The organism is Paenibacillus sp. 1A_MP2, from assembly GCF_052244825.1.
Taxonomy (GTDB): Bacteria; Bacillota; Bacilli; order Paenibacillales; family Paenibacillaceae; genus Paenibacillus; species Paenibacillus vandeheii.
In genome coordinates this window covers 5,006,155-5,025,449 of sequence record NZ_JBQQCS010000001.1, presented here as the reverse complement: position 1 = coordinate 5,025,449, position 19,295 = coordinate 5,006,155, and the positions used below count along the sequence as shown (strand labels likewise).

The following is a 19,295-nucleotide window of genomic DNA, read 5'->3' as shown; positions in this document are numbered from 1 at the left end:
AGACATTCGGTCTGGGTTTATGTATGTGTTTGCCAAAAGGGACGGTTTCAGCTTCTCAGGCGATAGTGGATCAACAGATAGCTTCCGTTTAGCAGGAAAAATAGAAAAATGCTTGGAAGAATCGCGTAATCTCCCCAGTATACAGGCAGGGTGGTCCACTCCCTCAACCAAGCCACTAACGCTGAAATTACTATCACGACCATGAAATGCAAAGTCAGACTGCTGATGCGAACACCTTTCAGCAAATTTCTTAATCCGATCAGATTTCCAGACATGATGATAAATTCCATAATTATGACACCCGCCACTCCACCTTTAAGATGAACTCCATTTAGAGGGATAAGGAAGTAGTGGGAGAGGGTAGCTGCAGTAATACCGATAGCCGTTGCGATCAGACTGATTTTTTTGTTATCCTGTGCCCATAATATACTGGTGGATACCTCACGAAGTCCAACAAGCAGGGGGATAATGCTTAACCAACGAATCAGCTCAGCAGTTTGTCCGGAATGGAATAAGAGCTGTGCCAGCTCGCGGTTGAAAATCCACAAAAAGGAGCTGGAGGTGATCCCCCAAATCCAGACGATCTCCATCGTTTGCCTGCTTTTCTTAGCAAAATAATCATAACGAAGCTCCTGCCAGGAGAGAGAGAGCTTCATGGTCAGGGTATGTGATATGGCCGCGGTTACAATCGTTGGCATATATACAACCAGCATGGCCATACCCATAAGCAGACCGTACATTGCAGTGGCTTGTGCGGAGGTGTAGCCTGCGATTTGCAGTCTTAAGGGGATAATGACCGCATCTAGCATATCGGAAAAGGGAATAAGTAGCCGTGTGACGGAAATGACCAAGGAGCTCTTAATAAACCAAAAGCCGTCTGATCTCCCTGTGGAAACATAAGGAGGTATTTCATTCTTTTGACCGGTATATCGCAAAAAAAGAAGCAGCATCACAAAAGCGGCAATTCCGCCCATTGCTGTTCCGATCAAACTTCTCCCGACCGCATACATTACACCCTGAGGAAGCCACAGCCAAGTCATACCCAGCATCAGCCCGATACGAACAGCTTGCTCTATTACCTCCGAGACGGCAATGGCACCGTAATATTCAAGACCTTGTAAGTACCCCCGCAACAGGCTTAAAAGAGGTACGACGAATATCGCAATGGACAGAGAGCGTATAAACGGCTCCAGAACAGGATTACCCAACCACGTTGAAATGGTTGAAGCGTAGGCGAGTGTAAGTAAACAGAAAGTTGCGCCAATCATTGACAGCAAGGTGGATAATCGCTTGAACCAGAACCAGCCAAGTGCAGGCTGCTTGGCTGTGTACATTCCCAAGGAGGTAGGAAGCCCCCCTGTTATCAGCATAAGCATGAAACCAAAATAGGAATAAGCGATTTGGAATAATCCTATACCTTCAGGACCCGCCATGCGGGTGAGGATGATACGTCCAGTGAGACCCATTACTTTGACCAGAGAGACAGCACCGATACGGATACTCGTCTGCTTGAGACCGGGAGGGATGTTCATCTATTTCACTCCATCCAATACAAAACACTTCTTGTCCACCATTGATATGAGCAAAAGGAGGCAAGTATGTGTGTTTTGAAACGATCAGTCTCGAATATGAATGAGGATATACGACGTTTTGTTATCCCAGCCCAAGTCAAACGGTGCCTGAAATCGATCGGCGGTGTGGGAATTGACGAGGGGATAGCCGCGCTGATCGAATCCGGTAACAACAGAAAAATGGTCTACATCATGATTCATTACATGAGCGATCAGATCGCCAGCTGCTAGCTCGCCTATCAAACCGTACGGGTGAGCCTCCGTTTTTTCGACCAGCTTCGAAAAGGATCCCGTCGCGATTTTTTTTCCATACCCGGAGTAAAGAATGAAATCTTTGAATGCATCCGTTTGTACCCAGGTTTTGGTACCACCCTTGGGAAAATGGTATCTCCATGCCCCCATCATCGGTAACCCGCCGCCTTCTTTCTGATCTCCAAGAGCTTGGGAAGCAAAATTGGTACAGTCGCCCCCTAAATTATTGTAATTTTTATATTTGGAATTATACTTGACCTTGTCGTTTGTTCTCCATGCGATCCCCGCGTATTTATTTGCATAGTCCACCGCTTGTTTTCGTTTGTAGTTCTTGCCGTCCTTTAGTTCAGGACGATGAGGGGGTGAAGAAGGCAGCCCTGCTGCAATTAGTCGAGGGTTCTCCTCCAGCGGATCGAGGTACCATTCCTTCGAGACGATCCATTGATCATTGATTTTTTTCAGTGTGACAGCATGCCAGGTTCCCAGTCCAAACGAATGGGTTGAAGACAATTGGTCTTTATAGGCATATGTGATTTGCTGCGAATGGCCCAAAGAAACCATCGCTGTGTTATCTTTGACACGAATTTTGGAGATATGGATTTTGGACTGGCAATCGGTAATCTTCATGTTACGAAGTTCGCTCCATGCATGAAGATAGGTTTTACGATTGATTTCCATCGTGTAAGCGTGACGGCTCAAGGGAGATTGTATATCATAATAGCGAACCATATTATTAGTTTGTCCGGCTAAGTACTTCGATCTTTGGGCAAAAAGAGATTCAAGATTTTGACTAATCTCAATCTCAAGTTGTGATGTAGTGGAAGAAGCCTCGGCAGGCCTCAAGTGTGGCACAGTCATACACAAACAGCTAATCAGGAGTACGGTTATCCACTTATGCATGGTTATCTCCTCTTGAATGTTATTCAACTAATCGGGTATACACGACAAGGCGCTTATTGTGCTCCTTTTTTTTGCGATCGTACGTTCCTGTACATGTGATCAGATTCAACTGCTTTTCAGCGGTGTCGCCGAATATTTTATCCAAAGGTGCTTCCTGCGTGTAATAGGATTCGACCTCCAAAACCTCATATTTAAGATAGTGGTTGTTCTGGTCAAATAAAAAAACAAAAGTACCCGGTTTCAGATGTTTAAGCGGGTAAAATATGGCTGGACCTGTATAGTTGTCTACATGACCGGCAACAATTGCATTTCCGTTTTCTCCAGGCAAAACTCCATCTACATATAATCCAGCGATCTCACTGGACTTGGGTACTTGCAGTTGTCCATTCTCTGACAGGTGAATAGGAGTGATTGAAGTACTCAAATGCACCGATGGAATGCACAAACGAACAGGTTTACTCATGACTATGGATTGCGGAATCCTTGTCTTTATCTCGGGATCAGTACTCGTCTGATCTTTAGGAGCGGATGTTTGGAAAGCGGTCTGTTCCTTCATGCTATTTGCCGGAGATAAGATAAGGCATGCAATGATTAAGAAAATTACAATAGCGGCGAATGAAGTGTTGTTTTTCATACGTTTCTCATCCTTATAAATAAATTGAAGAATAAGAGAAAAGAAAAATCGTTTTCTTTTCTCTTATCCCTTTTTACTCGCTTACGCCGCCATATCCTGTTTTAGGAAGGGCTTTTGGTGTAACGCTTTTTGCATGGATTTTATGCTCTTTGTTGACGGATTCTTGATGCATTTTGTGTTCTTTGCCTTTATGCGATTTCATGTGCATTTTGTGCTCCGCTTTGTGTTCTGCTTTGTGCATGGATTTCTCCATTTTGTGCATCGGTTCAGTTGCAGCGGATGCAGATGCAGAAGCACCGGATACAGCCAGCATTAGGCAAGCAGACAGAGAAACAATAGTTGCTTTATTCATACTTGAATTCCTCCCAGTGGGTAATTTGTATTACAGAATTTAATATCCCCAGGTCTTACATGATTATTGATTGTATTTATTTACAGCGATTATGGAAGTCATCCAGGTTTATTGTTGATTTGGTAAAATAGAATGAATGTTATGTGAATGGAAGGGGTATTTTGCAACAAGTCGTTCGTAGATGTGATTTTTTGCCGTGATTATGCGGGAGATCATTTGTACAATTAAGGGGATCATATTATAATAGGATTGGTTAAAAATCGCTCTAATACGTATTCAACCAAGTGGAGGCACATTTATTTTGAGCCAATCAAATCGAAATCGTCATCAATATCCGCGTGGACCGTTGGCATTGATGAGAGGGGTGTACAAATACACCATTCCGGAAACGCGGAAGGAATTGGATGGGTGGCGTGCCAAGGCGGAAAAAATTCCGAATGAGGAATTGCGCAATCAGGCACTGGCCAGTCTCAGGGACAAGCAGTTCCACTGTGAAGGCGGGACCGTTTATGCTTTACCTGATTTGCCAAACAGGCACATTCTGATTCCACTGATCGTTTCATATCAGACTATTAGTGATTATTTGGACAATCTGTGTGATCGCAGTACATCGATGGACCCGAATGACTTTCGGCTTCTCCATCAATCTATGCTTGATGCGGTAGATCCCGAAGCAACACCTGTCAATTATTATGCGCTCCGCGAGGAGCAGGATGACGGTGGCTACCTAAGGGATCTAGTGACCTCATGTCAGGAGCTGACCCGTCAGCTGCCAGGCTATGCATCCGCCAAGCCTCAAATTCAGGATCTGGCAGGCCTATACACGGACCTGCAGGTATATAAGCACATCAAGCCGGAACTGAGAGAAACGGCATTGCTGGAATGGTGGTCAGAGCATCGCCACCGCACACCTCAGTTCCGTTGGAACGAATTTGCCGCTGCTACTGGCTCTACGCTGGGCGTGTTCATGCTGTTTCTGGCTGCGAGTGACGATCAGTTGACAGAAGAGCAAGCGGCTTCGATCCACACTGCCTATTTTCCTCATGTATGCGCATTGCATATTATGCTCGATTATTTAATCGATCAGGATGAAGATCGTATCGGGGGAGATCTCAACTTCTGCAATTATTATGAGAATGTGGAGACAATGCTGGACCGAATTGCTTTTATTGTGGAGATGGCCCGCAGTGATGTGGAGAAGATTCCAGGAAGTTCGTTCCACCGGATGATTATCGAAGGACTGCTTGCCATTTACCTATCTGATCCCAAAGTCAGCGAACAACAGGAAGTTCGCGTCGTTTCCAAGCGTTTGATGAAGAATAGTCCGATGACAAGAGTGTTTTTCTTTATCTTTAGCCGCTGGATTCGTAAGCATATGTAAGTCAGGCGTATTGTGGTGGGAGCCTGAAGTGAAACTAGAGGAGGAAGAAACATCATGACAGCAGTAAAGAAAATCGCAGTTTTAACGAGCGGTGGTGATTCGCAGGGGATGAACGCGGCTGTTCGTGCGGTTGTTCGCAGCGGACTGTTTCACGGTCTCGAAGTGTACGGGGTTCAACGTGGCTACCAAGGTCTTTTGAATAACGATATTTTCCCGATGGACTTGCGGAGTGTAGGGGATATCATTCAGCGTGGGGGAACGGTTCTGCAGTCGGCACGCTGCAAGGAATTCTATACCGCTGAAGGTCAGCAAAAAGGCGCAGACATTCTGCGTGCACGCGGCATTGACGGCTTGGTTGTTATTGGTGGAGACGGTTCATACAATGGCGCCAACAAACTGAGCAAGCTGGGTATCAACACCATGGGTCTTCCCGGAACAATTGATAATGACGTTTCTTTCACCGATCACACGATCGGATTCGATACAGCAGTTAGCGTAGTGGTAGATGCAGTTAACAAACTGCGCGATACGATGTCTTCACATGAACGTTCTTCCATCGTTGAAGTTATGGGCCGTCACTGTGGCGATATCGCATTGCATGCAGGCCTTGCATCGGGCGCAGAAACGATTCTGGTGCCTGAAGTTCCGTTTGACATGGATGAAGTGGCAGACCGCATGAAAGCCAACTTTGCACATGGTAAACGTCACAGTATCATTATCGTTGCTGAAGGCGTAGGCAAGGGTGAGGATGTAGCAAAAGAACTGATGGAGCGCTGCCCAACATATGAGCCGCGTGTAACCGTATTGGGTCACATTCAGCGTGGTGGTACGCCAACTCCGTTTGACCGTAACCTCGCCAGTCGTCTGGGAGATTTCGCCGTACGCAGTCTGATTGCGGGTGAAACAGACAAAGGATGCGGTATTATCAAGGGAGAACTGACCCTGACGGATATTGATAAAGTGGTTAATACGAAAAAAGACTTCGATATGGAAACTTACGAGCTGGCACAGCGTTTGTCCCAATAATCAAACCATAACCAAAAGAGCACAGTCCCTTCTTGCCGGGGGCTGTGCTCTTTGTTTTTTTATTTATTTTCCGCCATGTGTACCGAGGCTTGCTTCTGTACAAGGAACAATCTCCAGAGAAGCGCCGTTGCTCCAACCGCGAGGCCGGCAATGAGTCCAACCCAGTATCCAAAGGCGCCGAGTGAAGTATACGTAGCCGTAATGTAACCAACAGGCAGACCGATGATCCAATACGCGACAAACGTTATGATCAATGCAGGATTCACGTCCTTGTAGCCCCGAAGCGCTCCCTGCGTTGGGGTGGCAATGGCATCAGAGATCTGAAAGAAGATGGCGTAGATCAGGAAATGCTGTGTCAATGCAATGACCTCGCGATCATTCGAGTACACGCCTGCAATCTGTTCCCCAAATACAATCAGTACTACAGCGGTGAGGAGAGATAGTGCAATGGCACCTCCGATGCCAAGCAGACTGTATTGCTTCGCATCTCTCACACGCCCTGCACCCGCCTCGTAGCCCACAAGAATCGTGAGAGCCATACATATACTCACAGGAAGCATATACAGCGTAGAAGCGAAATTCAGGGCCGCCTGATGGGCAGCAATTGTGATGGTATCAAATCGGCTCATCAGTAATGTGACGGCAGCAAAGATCGAAGTTTCAAAAAAAGTAGCAAATCCGATTGGAACACCAATCTTAAGCAGCTCTTTCCATTTGGCTAGTGAGACTTTGGGCATCTGCCGAAAGATGCCGTATTGGGCAAATGGCTCTATCCGATGTACAAAAAAGAGACTGATAAGGAAGATGAGCCAATATGTACTTGCCGTAGCCACACCTGCTCCGACACCTCCCAGTTGGGGAAAGCCCCAGCGCCCGAAGATAAGTAAATAGTTCAGGAGGATGTTTACAGGCAGCGAGACCAGCGTAATCATCATGGTAATACGCGTCTGGCCGAGTGCGTCCATAAAGCTGCGCAACACCGTGTAGCCGAACAGGGGTATGACTCCAAAAGCCAAAGCACACAGGAAATAGAAAGCGACCTGGCCAACCCGAGGCTCCAAAGGCATTCCATTCAGGATAGGTTTAAGCAGCAATGCACCTGCAGCAAGGACGACGAATCCGACCGCCACGCCGAGATACAAGCCTTGAACGACGCTATGACCAATCTTGTCATTGCGCTTTGAACCAAGCAGGTGGGAGACGACAGGTGTGATCCCGATCAGTATACCGCTCAGTCCAGTTTGTACCGGCAGCCACAGACTTGTACCAATGGCCACACCCGCGAGGTCTGCAGGGGAGAACTTGCCTGACATATTGGTATCGAAAAACGACATGGCAGATAGGGCAATTTGTGTAGTGAAGATGGGCAAAAATATAATCAGGAATTGCTTAACTTTCTGAGAAAAGCTGGTGGTGGTCATGTTCACTGGCAATGCCTCGCTATTCTAAAGAGTTATCACTAAACTGTCATGTACGGACAGCTATTTATTGTAGTGGATTTTGCCCCGTTTGAACAGGGAGGGGATCATGGCTGGTGCGGAAAGTAAGGGTGATAACACAGTAAAAAACCTCGCTCCGTACGGGACGGAACGAGGTCATTGGAATAAAGTGATCAAGAATAAGAGTGCATTATTTATAGTTTACATCTGGCGTATATCGGTTGGAGGCATTCCAGAGCAGGTACTCATCCACGTCCATGTCTTTCATCGCGCGAATCTGATCCTCGACTTGTTTCTTGCCATATTTGATGTAATGTCCATTGCCTAGCCAGCTTGCTGTAAAGTCCTGAATCCATGGGCGGATAACGGGTTTGAGCTCCTTGGTTGGATCAAGTTTTTTATGTGTATCTTCCATGGAGCCTTTGATGGTCGCATATGGATTTTTGTCAGGGTCTTTCACACCGTACCAGCCGGTGGAGTAGTGACTTGGATAAACCATGGGCGAGATGACATCCACGTTTTGAGATATTTTCACAAAATCCTGTCCAATACCCTCAGCTGCGGGTACAGAGGCCGCATAACCGAATATATCAACCGAGACTCGGACCCCTAGCGGTGCAAGCTCTTTGCGTGCATACTGCACGAATTCGGCTACGATGTCGACCCGGGACTTGTCGGATTTGGTGTATTTCAATGCGTCTGCACGCGTTTCAAAGCCTTCCGGGAACCGAACATAGTCGAACTGAATTTCCTTAAACCCCAATTTGGCAGCTTCCTTGGCAATCTCTATATTGTAATCCCATACTTCTTTACTGTAGGGATTTACGAAGCTGTCGCCTTTGCCGTTGGCCCATATGGAACCGTCCTTGTTGCGGAAAGAGAGTTCCGGATTTTTCTTGGCCAGAATCGTATCCTTGAATACGACAACTCGTGCAATCGGGTAAACATCATGTTTTTGCAGGCGTTTCATCAGCGCATCCATATCACGGATAAAAGGTTGGGATTTGCCCATTTCCTGTAACGTCTTGTTCTCCGTAGGGTAGGTTATGTATCCGAGATCGTCCTTGATATCAATGACCATGGAATTGAGCTCCGTGTTATCCATCAAATCGAGCAATGATGTCATGCGTGCACCACCAGCGCTGTAGGCCGTTACATAGATGCCTTTGACGACGGGTGCATCGGGTTGTGGGTCAATTTTGGCAGGCGGGTTATCCGCATCAATAACGACCTGATCTTTTTGAGATTGAATGATGGCGGTGTTGAAACTGTTTGTTAATGATTGAAAAGGTTGATTCCCTTGATCTGCTGTAGCTGGTGTACCACTGAAGGTTCCCAAGGCCATAGCCAGTAAAGCCCAAAACATATTCATTCATTTCCACTCCCCTATGTGCATTCCATGTTTGAATTATACAATAAAGCCTCTGGGCTTTTAACCATATTAATCAAGTAATGAAACAGATGGAAAAAATGAAAACCGCTTCCTGTTGAGGGTAACCCCACAAGAAGCGGCATGATCAATCTAAAAAAATTATTGAATGTAAACCTCATTTTGATGCTCACAAATACTGTACTGAATGATTTCCATTGCGTCTCCCTGTTCCAGGATGCCCAGCCCATCCCGGAGAACAATCAGTGAGTCGAGCTCATTCGGTTTCAAGAAAGGGAGCATTTCCGGGCACCATCTGTTGACGATTTCAAACAGTTTTACCGTTTCCATATCCACAATAATCACCCTTTCCTACTCGAATTCCAAAATGGTAAGTCATTCGGCGCGAATCGGAAAAGCACATGGTGCTGTGAAATTGAAGGGCACATCCTGCTATACAACATATTTAGGAGCCGTACACCGTTATTATACCACAATGTTTTGAATTGTTAACCGTACATCTGTCTCAACTTCGGCGGAAAGAGCCCATGACCCCAACTGTTTCCACAATATTAACAAAGGCGTTGGGATCGGTTTCCTTGATAATTCGCTTGATTTCAACAAGCTCGTACCGAGTAGTCACTGTCATTAACATGTCCTTTTCAATGTCTGTGTATGCTCCCTGGGTCTTGATTTTGGTGACCCCGCGAGGCCGAATAAGCAATTTTTTCAACATCGCTTCGGTTTCATTTGTAATAATATACAATGTGACTTTCACATGGCTGATGTGAATCAGATCCAGTACTTTGCCCGTGATATAGATCGATACCATGGAGGCAAGAGCAATGTTCCAGTCATTATTTAGATAGCCAGCGAGCATAATAATAGCACCGTTCATCCCGGCCATCACTGTACCAATGGGGAAGTCGCGATTACGGGTGAAAATGGAACCGACGATGTCGAGCCCGCCCGTCGAGCCGCCAACCCTGAAGGAAACACCAGTGCCCAGTCCCACTAACACGCCGCCAAATACACAGCTCAGAAGGGGATCTGTTGCCACAGCAAAAACAGGCAGAAGCGCGATGAACCATGAAGTGGCTGCTACCGAGACAATACTTAATGTAATGAAGCGTCGTCCAAGAATAAACCAGCCTGCAACGAGCAGGGGGATGTTCAGAACAAAATACATGATACTAAGATTCAAATTTGTAAAATAGCCAAGAAGCATGGAAATACCGGATACCCCGCCGCTAAGAAGCTGATGGGGAACCAAAAACCAGTTGAAGCCGCAGGCAATAGCTGCAGCACCCAATACGATCACTAAAAAGTGCCAAACCATTTTGGGCAATTTAATCACCTCATTTATATTTAAAACCAGATTGCTGGTAATCTTGATTTGTTTTGTGATATAATGATTTGTGGATATTCTTGAGTAGGAAACTTTTTCCAAATGGAACGATAAAATTTGAAATGTTTCAAACACATGTATGTAGTTTTAGTCTTATGTTGGGGACCCATTCACGAATAATGTTCTTTTGTGAAAATAATTCGGCTTGATGGGATAACCTATAAATATTAACGCTACTTAAGAATACAGACAACAAAGTGGATTGTCCACCATGTCCACCATATAGAAGGAGTATGAATAATTTTGACAAATTTAAATTTCACAGATTTCAATCTTGAACCACTGGTGCTGCAAGCAATCACCGAACTTGGTTTTGAAGAGGCAACCCCGATTCAATCCAAATCAATTCCTCTTGCTCTTGAAGGCAGAGACTTGATCGGTCAAGCTCAAACGGGTACTGGTAAAACCGCTGCATTTGGTATTCCATTGATCAGCAAAATCTCCAAAAGCGATGAAAAAATCCGCGCCCTCATTATGGCACCTACACGTGAACTTGCGATTCAGGTTGCCGAAGAAATCGAAAAACTTACCCGCTTCAAAGGTTTGCGCTCCCTGCCAATTTACGGAGGACAAGATATCGTTCGTCAAATCCGTGCACTGAAAAGAAAACCACAGATCATCATTGGTACACCAGGACGTCTCCTGGACCATATCAACCGCAAAACAATCAAACTTGATGATGTACAAACTGTTGTATTGGATGAAGCAGATGAAATGCTCGACATGGGTTTCATGGAGGATATTCAATCCATCCTGAAACAAGTTCCAGACGACCGTCAAACGATGCTTTTCTCAGCTACAATGCCTCCTAACATTCAAAAATTGGCTCAACAATTCTTGAACAACCCTGAGCACGTATCCGTGATTCCTAAACAAGTAAGCGCACCTTTGATTGACCAAGCTTACATTGAAGTGCCTGAGCGTCAAAAATTCGAAGCACTCAGCCGTTTGCTGGATATGGAATCTCCTGAACTGGCGATCGTATTCGGACGTACAAAACGTCGTGTTGACGAATTAGCTGAAGCTCTGCAAAAACGTGGATATTCTGCTGATGGTCTTCATGGTGACTTGTCCCAAAACCAACGTGATACAGTAATGCGTAAGTTCCGTGACGGCAGCATTGATGTACTCGTTGCAACAGACGTAGCTGCTCGTGGTCTCGACGTATCCGGCGTAACTCACGTTGTGAACTTTGACCTTCCGCAAGATCCGGAGAGCTATGTTCACCGTATCGGCCGTACAGGTCGTGCAGGTAAAGAGGGTGCTGCTTGGTCTTTCGTTACTCCGCGTGAAATCGACCACCTGCACTTTATCGAGCGTGTAACACGTCACCGTATTCCACGCAAACCACTGCCAACAATGGCAGAAGCGGTAGAAGGCAAGCAACGTTTGACAGCTGAGCGTTTGCTCGAAATCGTACAATCCGGCGAACTGAACGAATACAAAGGTATCGCGATTCAAATGCTGGAGCAATATGATTCTGTTCAACTGTTATCGGCTGCTCTGAAGCTCCTGACAGGTGACAAAAAGATGCTCAAGTTGATCTGACTCCTGAAGATCCGATCCGTGCAAAACGTCGTAAACCGGATGTTCGCTCTGGCGGACGCAAACCATCGGGTTACAGCGGCACACGCAGCAGTGGTGGTGGCGGTGGTTACAACCGTGATCGCAACAGCAGTGGCAGTGGTAGCGGCGGACGTGGTGGATATAACCGCGATCGTAACAGCAGTGGCAGTGCAAGTGGCAGCAGAGAAGGTGGTTACAACCGTGACCGCAAACCGCGCCCAAGCAACAACGAAGGACGTCGTCCTGCCAAAGATTCTTCTTTCGAATAATATATAAGTTTGAACTGGAAAATGGGGCAGGGCGACTGCTCCATTTTTTTATGTGCAGAATATGCCATCCCAGTGTACCGTTGATCTCTTTTCGGGAAGTGCTGGCTTTTCCTATCTATAATAAGGTATATTAATATTATTAGACTTCAGGTTAGACGCAAGGCTGCGGAGGAGGAGAATTGTTTGGAATTTAAAGGAGCTATGGGTGGGATCTACCGACTTACAGAGTGGATTACGAGACTGGCCGCAACCAATCTGTTGTGGGCTATTTGTTCGTCTCCGTTCTTGTTTTTCTTGTTTATGAAAGTGCTCGTCATGCAGCAGAACCTCGCCAACGAATCACTTCAAATGAACTGGGCTATAGCCATTGTGGCACCGCTTACACTATTCCCGGCGACTTCGGCCCTGTTTACGGTCGTACGTAAATGGAATATGGGTGATACGGACGTGCCGATCTTCCGTACTTTCTTTGTAGGTTACAAAGAGAACTACAAACAGAGTTTAATCGGAGGTATCTTTTATACCTTGCTGTTTGCCATTATGTATCTGGATTACACAGTATACATGACACAATTCAAGAATATGCAGCTGGTCGGAATTATTATGCTCGTACTGTTGCTGCTGCTGTTTGTTTCTCTCTTTAACTTCTTCTCGATGGTTGTACATTACCATATGTCCATCGGATTGATTATCAAAAATGCGGTTCTGTTGACGCTGATTAGACCATTCCGTGTATTTTCCACGTTGCTGGGAAGTGGATTGTTGTTCTATATCGGTTTTCGTTATCCGGTCTTGTTCATCTTCTTTATCATTAGCATTGTTGCCTGGTTTGCTTTCTTCAACTTCTACGCAACCTTTAATAAGATGCAGGAGCAGATGGAGAAGATGCAGCTGAAGAAAGAAGAAGAGGAAGCTGCACAAGCCGCAGAACAGGCAGGAGAATCGGTTGAGACAGTAGGGGCGGTTGAATCCTCTGAACCGAAGCCATCTGACGAAAAACACGATAATCTCCAAAAATAAAACATGAGCTGTCACCATTTACTTTTTACACAGTTAGGGATATAATAATTGTACATCCTGCGATGTACGTTTCGGTTATTCGTTGTTTTGAACCAATGATGATGTCTTCGGGAGATCAATACAGAATGTTGCTGAAACGCCCTGTCTATATGACATGGGGACTTCAAAAAACATTTTTGCGGCCACCCACCTGCCAAGCAGGTTCATAAGACAATGTAGCCGGACGGCATAGGCGGGTTTCTATTTTTATCATGTACAGCACCCTGACTTTTTCCTCTAATCCAGGAATTGCAGGGTGCTTTTTATTTGAATTTTTTTGTTGAATCGGCTGTATTTTGTTAAAAGTGTTGCTTGCCCTTTTGTTACTACATGAACAATGTTACACTAGTATACATAAATGGAACGGTTACATTCAAAGGAGGAAGGGTCTTGACCTTAAAGAGAACGCTCGTCGGTATCATCCGCAGCATGGAGGGAACCAGCGATCGAGCCAAGGATCCCAAATTAAAAACACGGTATTATAACTTATCCAAAGACAGAGCCTGGGAAGAAGTTTCTTCGACACTCAAAAAAATTCCGGGTTATAAAGTACTGCATGAAGTGCCTTCTGTGGGAGAGGTCATACTGGAGAAGCGGACTACCTTCGGACGGACGATGGATATTACGGTTTCCATTATATCGGTAAGTCCTGTACGCAGTGCGGTCGATATGTATTCGGCTTCACGTGGTTCACTCGGAGACCTGGGTTCTAATTATCGCACAATCATGAATTTGTTCTCTGTATTGGATAAGAAGCTGAGCAAGTATAAGTCAAATGATTGAAATAGATGGTGAATAACAAAAAGCGAGAGAAGGTGAACCTTCCTCGCTTTTGTTCTGAACGTGAGCTACCTTTTACAGCAAGGCTTTTACAGCGGAAATCGCTTGCTCGAAGTTAGGGGAGTCTGTCATTTCAGGCAGATATTCCACATATGTAATTCGGTCTTCAGCATCCACCACGAAGATAGAGCGCATGTCCAATTGGAATTCTTTGATCAGAACACCATAGTCTTCACCGAATGAACGTGTTTTGTAATCAGACAGTGTTACGACGCGATCAACTCCGGCTGCTCCACACCAGCGTTCTTGTGCAAATGGAAGGTCAACGCTAACTGTCAATACGACAACGTTATCTCCGAGATCTCCAGCTTCAACATTGAAGCGACGGGTTTGGGCATCGCATACGCCAGTATCCAGTGAAGGAACAACGCTGATTAATTTGATTTTACCTGCGAAGTCTTTCAGTGATGCATCTTCAACCAGGTTTTTGCTCAGTGTAAAATTGGGTGCTTGATCGCCCACTTTCAACTCGGGTCCGATCAATGTAATAGGGTTACCTTTAAAGGTGGCTGCGCCTGTACGTTCTTGTGCCATAATAATGTTCCTCCTTATAAGTTGGTGATCCGTGCCAAAATCCATTATAATCTTTTATGAAAGGCATTGTCCAATTCGGACGAAAGATCATTAGAATGGATCAGACTTGCAGGCCGATCTGAACAGGGTGGAGTGAAAGCAGAAACTTATGATATTTATAAGGTATGAGAACTGGAAAAGTTATTTGAAATTTTTCCCTTTGACGTCGATTATTTTAATAGCCAATGTTGTGATGTTTATTGTGTTAAGCCTGAACGGTGGTTCGACGAATAGCATGACGCTCCTTAAATTTGGGGCGCTCTCAAATCATGAACTATTCGCTGAGTGGTGGCGTTACATTACGTCTATGTTCCTGCATGCAGGCTTCAGTCATTTGTTGTTTAACAGCTTCGCTCTCATCGTATTTGCACCACCAATGGAACGACTGCTTGGGTCGGTGAGATATGGTGTGCTGTACTTGGGTGGAGGCATTCTGGGCAACATTCTGGCTGTGGCATGGTATAACTCGGTTGGAGCGACAACAATCTCGGTAGGTGCTTCAGGCGCGATCTATGCAATCTATGGTGCGTTTCTGTATGTAGCGTTATTCCAGCGGACGATGATGGATGAAGCCTCACGTAAAACGTTGTATACACTGCTTGTATTCGGAATTATTTTTTCCTTTGCCATGTCAGGCATTAACTGGATGGCTCATTTGGGTGGGTTGTTAGGTGGATTCTTCATTTATGGACTTCTCATCCGCTTGTGGAAACCCCGGAGCTTTAAGCAGTAGTTGGATTGATCTGAAGACGGAATGCAATCAAGGATAAGTAGGGTATAGCAGATTGGAGAGATCAGGGGCAGTGGAATTAAGACAGTTGCATTACTTTTTGAAAGTGGCACAGAAGGAGCATGTTACGCAGGCGGCGGAGGAATTACATGTGGCGCAGTCTGCGGTGAGTCGTCAGATTCATCAGCTGGAGGAAGAACTGGGAGTAGACCTCTTTATGCAAAAAGGGCGAAATCTGCAGTTAACCGCAGTCGGACAGCTCTTTTGCAAACGAGTAGAAGGCATATTGAAAGATCTGGACAAGGCGGTCGGGGAGGTTCATGAGTTTCTTGACCCGGAGCATGGTGAAATTCGTATCGGTTTTCCTCACAGTCTCGGTATTCACTTGATTCCTTCGGTTGTAGCAGCGTTCCGTCAGCGTTATCCTAACGTCAAATTCAGATTCAAGCAAGGCATGTTCCCAACGCTCATTCGTGATGTGTTATCGGCTGAGGTGGATTTGGCATTTATATCTCCGTTCCCGGAGAAGCACGACCAGGTGGATGGTGACATTGTACTTACAGAAGAGCTGCATGCAATCCTTCCGCCGAATCATCCATTGGCCGGTGAGGAGAGTATTGCGTTAGAACAGCTCAAAGATGATAAATTTGTGTTATTCAGTAAAGGATATTCTCTGCGTCCGATTGTCTGGCATGCGTGTCTTGAAGCCGGGTTTACGCCCAAAATTGCTTTTGAGGGTGAAGAGACGGATACCATTCGCGGGCTGGTTGCGGCTGGCATGGGTGTAAGTTTGCTGCCGGAAATGGCGCTTTTCCAAACGAATCCGCTGCAGCCGGCGCATGTAGCCATTTCTCATCCGAAAGTGACGCGTACGATTGGGTTGATCCACCGTGCAGATGACAAGCTTCCACTTGTTGCGCAGTCATTTCGTTCATTCTTGCTTAATTATTTCGGTTTACAGCAAAACAATACCCCATCCGATTGACGGTGGGGTATTGTTTTTTTTTGTTTTGTTTTGTTTTGGTATTCAATTAGTCACGGCTATTGAAAATTCCGATGTAACGAATCAGTTCAAGCAATGAGATTAGCGCTGCGGCAACGTAGGTCAATGCTGCGGCATTCAATACTTTGGCGACGCCTCTCTCTTCTTCATTCCGGATATAACCTTCCGATACCATAATCTCTCTTGCGCGGTTACTTGCATTGAACTCGACCGGCAAAGTAATAAGTTGGAACGCAACGGTTACCGAGAAGAAGATGATACCAATTCCGACAAGGTTCATTGCGTTAAAGATGAAACCGGCAATGAGCAAGAAAGGTGCAAGTCCGGAAGCAAAGTTGACGATTGGGAAAATTCGGTGACGCAGTGCCAACATCGGATAATTTTCCTTATGCTGGATTGCATGGCCTACTTCGTGACACGCAACGGAGACAGCCGAGATAGAGTTTTCATAATATACAGGCTCAGACAACCTCACGACTCGATTAATCGGATCGTAGTGATCGGAGAGTGCTCCACGCACAGGCTCAATAGGAACGTCGTGCAGGCCGTTTGAGTCCAGCATGTGACGGGCAGCATCGTACCCGGTCATTCCATTCAGGTTTTTAACATCGGACCATCGGTTGAATGTACTCTTAACGCGAAATTGCGCCCATAAGGAGAGCAAAAAGGCGATAATGATCAAAACGAACATACCGTTATTAAAACTCATATTCATTCCTCCGCTTTCTAATAATAAGCTACATCATGGTGTTCTCAAGCAAGATTTTCAAGGCTTCCATCGTACCGGCACTTTTGGCGAGCAGTCCAGCCATCATTTTGCGTGCTTGTACAGGTTTCATCTCGCCAAGCAGTGGTTTAAGTTCATTCACCTCTCGCTCAAGCTGTTGCACGTGGAGCTCTAAGGTTGTCAATTTGCTGGCAACCTGTTCTTCCGTGCTCACCAGACTCCACTTCTCAAGAGACTGCTTAATCTCGTCGAGACTATATTTCTCTTGTTTCATCTGTACAATACGTTCAAGCCTGGTTAAAGTTTCATTACTATAGAGACGATAGTTTTTTTCTGTACGCTCTTCTGGAGCGATGAGACCGAGCTTCGTGTAATAATCAATCGTCCGTTCACTCACACCTGCAGTTTTGGCAAGTTCGCCAATCCGAAACAATTTCATATCCCCAATGATATTCACCTCGCTTGCACATTCAAATGTAGGGAATTGTAGATTCCAGTTGCGGCTTTGCATAACCCGCCCAATTTTTTTCTTACTATTAGTTATGATACATGATCTTTAACCATACAGTCAAACGTTACGCTTTAGTGGCTATCCCGCTGCGTTTCTATATCTATGTGCTTATGAGGCATGATTATGTACTTAAGTGCAAGAAAAAGACGTATGACTTTATTCCCAGAAATATTTTTCAGTTTTGATGAAAATACTCTTGTCAACTTTCCTGTCTTCTGCTTATAATGGCATTAAGAGTTTCACGATATGTGAAGAAACTTAACACAAGAGGGAGTGGGGTATATGAGAAAGAAATGGTTGGTGTCGGTGTTAATAATGCTCACGTTACTGGCTTTCCCGGTCAGCGCATTTGCAGCTGCGGAGGGGCCGACTAACATCGAACTTCAAAGCGGTCTTAACTCAGCCTTTACGTTTCTGGCTGTTGTGCTCGTTTTCCTGATGCAAGGGGGATTTGCTCTACTTGAAGCGGGTTCGACTCGAATGAAAAACGCAGGACACATTGCAGGTAAAACCATCCTGACATTGGGAATTTCGGTTATTGCCTTCTGGGCTCTGGGCTTCGGTCTTGGTTTCGGCAATGGTAACAGTTTCTTCGGAACAACCGGATTTTTCCTGAGTGGGGACGGAATGGCTGCTTCGTTCGAATCACTAGCCTTCTCTGATGTTCCGCTAACAATCAAATTTGTATTCCACCTTGCCTTTGCAGCGGTATCCCTGGCGATTGCCTGCGGTGGTATGGCAGAACGTGCAAAGATGAGTGTATATATCGTTTTTGGTACGCTGTATACCATTATTATGTATCCTGTTGTTGCTCACTGGGTATGGGGCGGCGGCTGGTTGGCTGAGCTTGGTATGCAAGATTTTGCAGGCTCCACAGTTGTCCACTTGACGGGTGCGACTGCTGCACTGGTAGCAACAATCCTGTTGAAGCCGCGTATCGGCAAATATAACAAAGATGGTAAACCTAACATCATTCCAGGTCATAACCAGGTTTACTCCGTACTGGGTGTAATTATCCTCTGGATCGGCTGGTTCGGTTTCAACCCAGGTAGTACATTATCTGCTATGGGTGATGGATTCTTCGGTTATGTGGCATTAACTACAAACGTAGCTGCGGCTGCGGGTGGTGTTGCTGCACTGTTAATCTCATGGGCTGTATTGGGTAAATCCGATATTCCTAGCATGCTGAATGGTGTGCTCGCGGCACTGGTTGCCATCACAGGTGCTTGTGCTTTCGTTGAACCATGGGCAGCTCTGGTTATTGGTGCTCTGGCTGGTATTATCACATTCTTCACAGCTCAATACTTTGAGCGCAAAGGAATTGACGATCCAATCTATGCTTTCTCTGTACACGGTATTGCCGGTATGTGGGGAGCAATCTCCACAGGTTTGTTCGCAACACCGGAACTTGCTGAGAATGCAGGCGTAGGTCAAGCGGGTCTGTTCTATGGCGGTGGTTTCCACCAACTGGGTGTTCAGCTTTTGGGTCTGGCAGGTGCATTTGCCTTCGTACTGGTCATGTCCTTCATTATTCTCGGTGGTATGAAAGCTGTCATGGGAATCCGTGTAACGGAAGAAGAAGAGACGATGGGTCTGGATTTAAGTGAGCATGGTACTTACGGGTACCCTGAACAAATGAAAAATGGTGAAACGAAATCCAATGGCGGTACGTTCAGCTCCTAAGA

The 19,295-nt window shown here is 45.7% G+C and carries 18 protein-coding genes, 1 other RNA gene and 1 pseudogene; 9 read left to right on the top strand and 11 right to left on the bottom strand.

The annotated features are described in order from the left end of the window. Positions 1–47: 47 nt before the first annotated feature. From ACTWJ7_RS24425 to ACTWJ7_RS24410, 4 genes are all read right to left on the bottom strand, one after another. Positions 48–1,532, bottom strand: coding sequence for an oligosaccharide flippase family protein (locus ACTWJ7_RS24425; RefSeq protein ID WP_301879409.1), 1,485 nt, complete (start codon positions 1,530–1,532; stop codon positions 48–50). A gap of 84 nt (positions 1,533–1,616) precedes the next feature. Next, positions 1,617–2,723 (bottom strand): amidase domain-containing protein, encoded by a 1,107-nt coding sequence (locus ACTWJ7_RS24420; protein WP_301879408.1) that lies wholly within the window; start codon positions 2,721–2,723, stop codon positions 1,617–1,619. Positions 2,724–2,742: 19 nt separating this feature from the next. Continuing rightward, positions 2,743–3,357, bottom strand: coding sequence for a class F sortase (locus ACTWJ7_RS24415; RefSeq protein WP_079345620.1), 615 nt, complete (start codon positions 3,355–3,357; stop codon positions 2,743–2,745). A gap of 73 nt (positions 3,358–3,430) precedes the next feature. Continuing rightward, on the bottom strand, positions 3,431–3,709 hold the full coding sequence (locus tag ACTWJ7_RS24410; protein WP_079345618.1) for a hypothetical protein: 279 nt from the start codon (positions 3,707–3,709) through the stop codon (positions 3,431–3,433). A 301-nt stretch (positions 3,710–4,010) separates the two neighbouring features. Here ACTWJ7_RS24410 and ACTWJ7_RS24405 point away from each other — a divergent pair, with 301 nt between their 5' ends. Next, a complete protein-coding gene (locus ACTWJ7_RS24405) occupies positions 4,011–5,090 on the top strand; it encodes a tetraprenyl-beta-curcumene synthase family protein (protein WP_024629232.1) in 1,080 nt (359 codons plus the stop codon). A gap of 54 nt (positions 5,091–5,144) precedes the next feature. Beyond that, a complete protein-coding gene (gene pfkA / locus ACTWJ7_RS24400; protein ID WP_169478620.1) occupies positions 5,145–6,116 on the top strand; it encodes a 6-phosphofructokinase in 972 nt (323 codons plus the stop codon). Positions 6,117–6,175: 59 nt separating this feature from the next. Here pfkA and ACTWJ7_RS24395 read toward each other — a convergent pair whose 3' ends face one another. The 4 genes from ACTWJ7_RS24395 to ACTWJ7_RS24380 all read right to left on the bottom strand — a co-directional run bounded on the left by ACTWJ7_RS24395 (position 6,176) and on the right by ACTWJ7_RS24380 (position 10,263). Then, a complete protein-coding gene (locus tag ACTWJ7_RS24395) occupies positions 6,176–7,537 on the bottom strand; it encodes an MATE family efflux transporter (protein ID WP_301879557.1) in 1,362 nt (453 codons plus the stop codon). Between the two features lie 208 nt (positions 7,538–7,745). Further along, positions 7,746–8,927, bottom strand: coding sequence for a putative glycoside hydrolase (locus tag ACTWJ7_RS24390; RefSeq protein ID WP_301879407.1), 1,182 nt, complete (start codon positions 8,925–8,927; stop codon positions 7,746–7,748). A gap of 159 nt (positions 8,928–9,086) precedes the next feature. After that, complete coding sequence (locus ACTWJ7_RS24385; protein ID WP_301879406.1) at positions 9,087–9,275, bottom strand: hypothetical protein; 189 nt, start codon at positions 9,273–9,275, stop codon at positions 9,087–9,089. A gap of 175 nt (positions 9,276–9,450) precedes the next feature. Further along, positions 9,451–10,263, bottom strand: coding sequence for a YitT family protein (locus ACTWJ7_RS24380; protein WP_443146418.1), 813 nt, complete (start codon positions 10,261–10,263; stop codon positions 9,451–9,453). A gap of 312 nt (positions 10,264–10,575) precedes the next feature. On the opposite strand from ACTWJ7_RS24380, the pseudogene ACTWJ7_RS24375 reads away from it, so the two are divergent. The 4 genes and pseudogenes from ACTWJ7_RS24375 to ACTWJ7_RS24360 all read left to right on the top strand — a co-directional run bounded on the left by ACTWJ7_RS24375 (position 10,576) and on the right by ACTWJ7_RS24360 (position 14,009). Continuing rightward, positions 10,576–12,167 (top strand): annotated as a pseudogene (locus ACTWJ7_RS24375) (DEAD/DEAH box helicase). 183 nt (positions 12,168–12,350) lie between these two features. Continuing rightward, on the top strand, positions 12,351–13,187 hold the full coding sequence (locus ACTWJ7_RS24370) for a YesL family protein (RefSeq protein WP_079345610.1): 837 nt from the start codon (positions 12,351–12,353) through the stop codon (positions 13,185–13,187). Positions 13,188–13,238: 51 nt separating this feature from the next. After that, positions 13,239–13,430, top strand: a non-coding RNA gene (ssrS, locus tag ACTWJ7_RS24365) — 6S RNA. A 186-nt stretch (positions 13,431–13,616) separates the two neighbouring features. Next, entirely contained in the window at positions 13,617–14,009 is a 393-nt protein-coding gene (locus ACTWJ7_RS24360; RefSeq protein ID WP_024629239.1) for a DUF1499 domain-containing protein, read from the top strand. 72 nt (positions 14,010–14,081) lie between these two features. On the opposite strand, the gene tpx is transcribed toward ACTWJ7_RS24360, so the two are convergent. Beyond that, positions 14,082–14,600: a thiol peroxidase gene (gene tpx / locus ACTWJ7_RS24355; protein WP_024629240.1), complete on the bottom strand. Its 519-nt coding sequence runs from the start codon at positions 14,598–14,600 to the stop codon at positions 14,082–14,084. 148 nt (positions 14,601–14,748) lie between these two features. On the opposite strand from tpx, the gene ACTWJ7_RS24350 reads away from it, so the two are divergent. Further along, positions 14,749–15,372 carry a rhomboid family intramembrane serine protease gene (locus ACTWJ7_RS24350; RefSeq protein ID WP_285074498.1) on the top strand — a complete coding sequence of 208 codons (624 nt, stop codon included), beginning with the start codon at positions 14,749–14,751 and terminating at the stop codon, positions 15,370–15,372. A 70-nt stretch (positions 15,373–15,442) separates the two neighbouring features. After that, positions 15,443–16,354: a LysR family transcriptional regulator gene (locus ACTWJ7_RS24345; RefSeq protein WP_024629242.1), complete on the top strand. Its 912-nt coding sequence runs from the start codon at positions 15,443–15,445 to the stop codon at positions 16,352–16,354. Positions 16,355–16,400: 46 nt separating this feature from the next. Here the strand turns inward: ACTWJ7_RS24345 and ACTWJ7_RS24340 are convergent, their stop codons facing one another. Both ACTWJ7_RS24340 and ACTWJ7_RS24335 read right to left on the bottom strand, forming a co-directional pair. Then, positions 16,401–17,081, bottom strand: coding sequence for a zinc metallopeptidase (locus ACTWJ7_RS24340; protein ID WP_024629243.1), 681 nt, complete (start codon positions 17,079–17,081; stop codon positions 16,401–16,403). A gap of 28 nt (positions 17,082–17,109) precedes the next feature. After that, the gene (locus ACTWJ7_RS24335; RefSeq protein ID WP_024629244.1) at positions 17,110–17,538 is read right to left on the bottom strand and encodes a MerR family transcriptional regulator; all 429 of its coding nucleotides are present in this window, start codon (positions 17,536–17,538) and stop codon (positions 17,110–17,112) included. Positions 17,539–17,892: 354 nt separating this feature from the next. On the opposite strand from ACTWJ7_RS24335, the gene ACTWJ7_RS24330 reads away from it, so the two are divergent. Next, positions 17,893–19,293 carry an ammonium transporter gene (locus ACTWJ7_RS24330; RefSeq protein ID WP_079347272.1) on the top strand — a complete coding sequence of 467 codons (1,401 nt, stop codon included), beginning with the start codon at positions 17,893–17,895 and terminating at the stop codon, positions 19,291–19,293. The last annotated feature ends 2 nt before the right edge of the window (positions 19,294–19,295 follow it).

Bases quoted from the DNA above. Each gene is read 5' to 3' on its own strand.
- ACTWJ7_RS24350 (WP_285074498.1), top strand. From the start codon at position 14,749: ATGATATTTATAAGGTATGAGAACTGGAAAAGTTATTTGAAATTTTTC.
- ACTWJ7_RS24335 (WP_024629244.1), bottom strand. From the start codon at position 17,538: ATGAAATTGTTTCGGATTGGCGAACTTGCCAAAACTGCAGGTGTGAGT.
- ACTWJ7_RS24415 (WP_079345620.1), bottom strand. From the start codon at position 3,357: ATGAAAAACAACACTTCATTCGCCGCTATTGTAATTTTCTTAATCATT.
- ACTWJ7_RS24330 (WP_079347272.1), top strand. From the start codon at position 17,893: ATGAGAAAGAAATGGTTGGTGTCGGTGTTAATAATGCTCACGTTACTG.
- ACTWJ7_RS24410 (WP_079345618.1), bottom strand. From the start codon at position 3,709: ATGAATAAAGCAACTATTGTTTCTCTGTCTGCTTGCCTAATGCTGGCT.
- ACTWJ7_RS24385 (WP_301879406.1), bottom strand. From the start codon at position 9,275: ATGGAAACGGTAAAACTGTTTGAAATCGTCAACAGATGGTGCCCGGAA.
- pfkA (WP_169478620.1), top strand. From the start codon at position 5,145: ATGACAGCAGTAAAGAAAATCGCAGTTTTAACGAGCGGTGGTGATTCG.
- ACTWJ7_RS24395 (WP_301879557.1), bottom strand. From the start codon at position 7,537: ATGACCACCACCAGCTTTTCTCAGAAAGTTAAGCAATTCCTGATTATA.
- ACTWJ7_RS24425 (WP_301879409.1), bottom strand. From the start codon at position 1,532: ATGAACATCCCTCCCGGTCTCAAGCAGACGAGTATCCGTATCGGTGCT.
- ACTWJ7_RS24380 (WP_443146418.1), bottom strand. From the start codon at position 10,263: ATGGTTTGGCACTTTTTAGTGATCGTATTGGGTGCTGCAGCTATTGCC.
- ACTWJ7_RS24390 (WP_301879407.1), bottom strand. From the start codon at position 8,927: ATGAATATGTTTTGGGCTTTACTGGCTATGGCCTTGGGAACCTTCAGT.
- ACTWJ7_RS24340 (WP_024629243.1), bottom strand. From the start codon at position 17,081: ATGAGTTTTAATAACGGTATGTTCGTTTTGATCATTATCGCCTTTTTG.
- tpx (WP_024629240.1), bottom strand. From the start codon at position 14,600: ATGGCACAAGAACGTACAGGCGCAGCCACCTTTAAAGGTAACCCTATT.
- ACTWJ7_RS24420 (WP_301879408.1), bottom strand. From the start codon at position 2,723: ATGCATAAGTGGATAACCGTACTCCTGATTAGCTGTTTGTGTATGACT.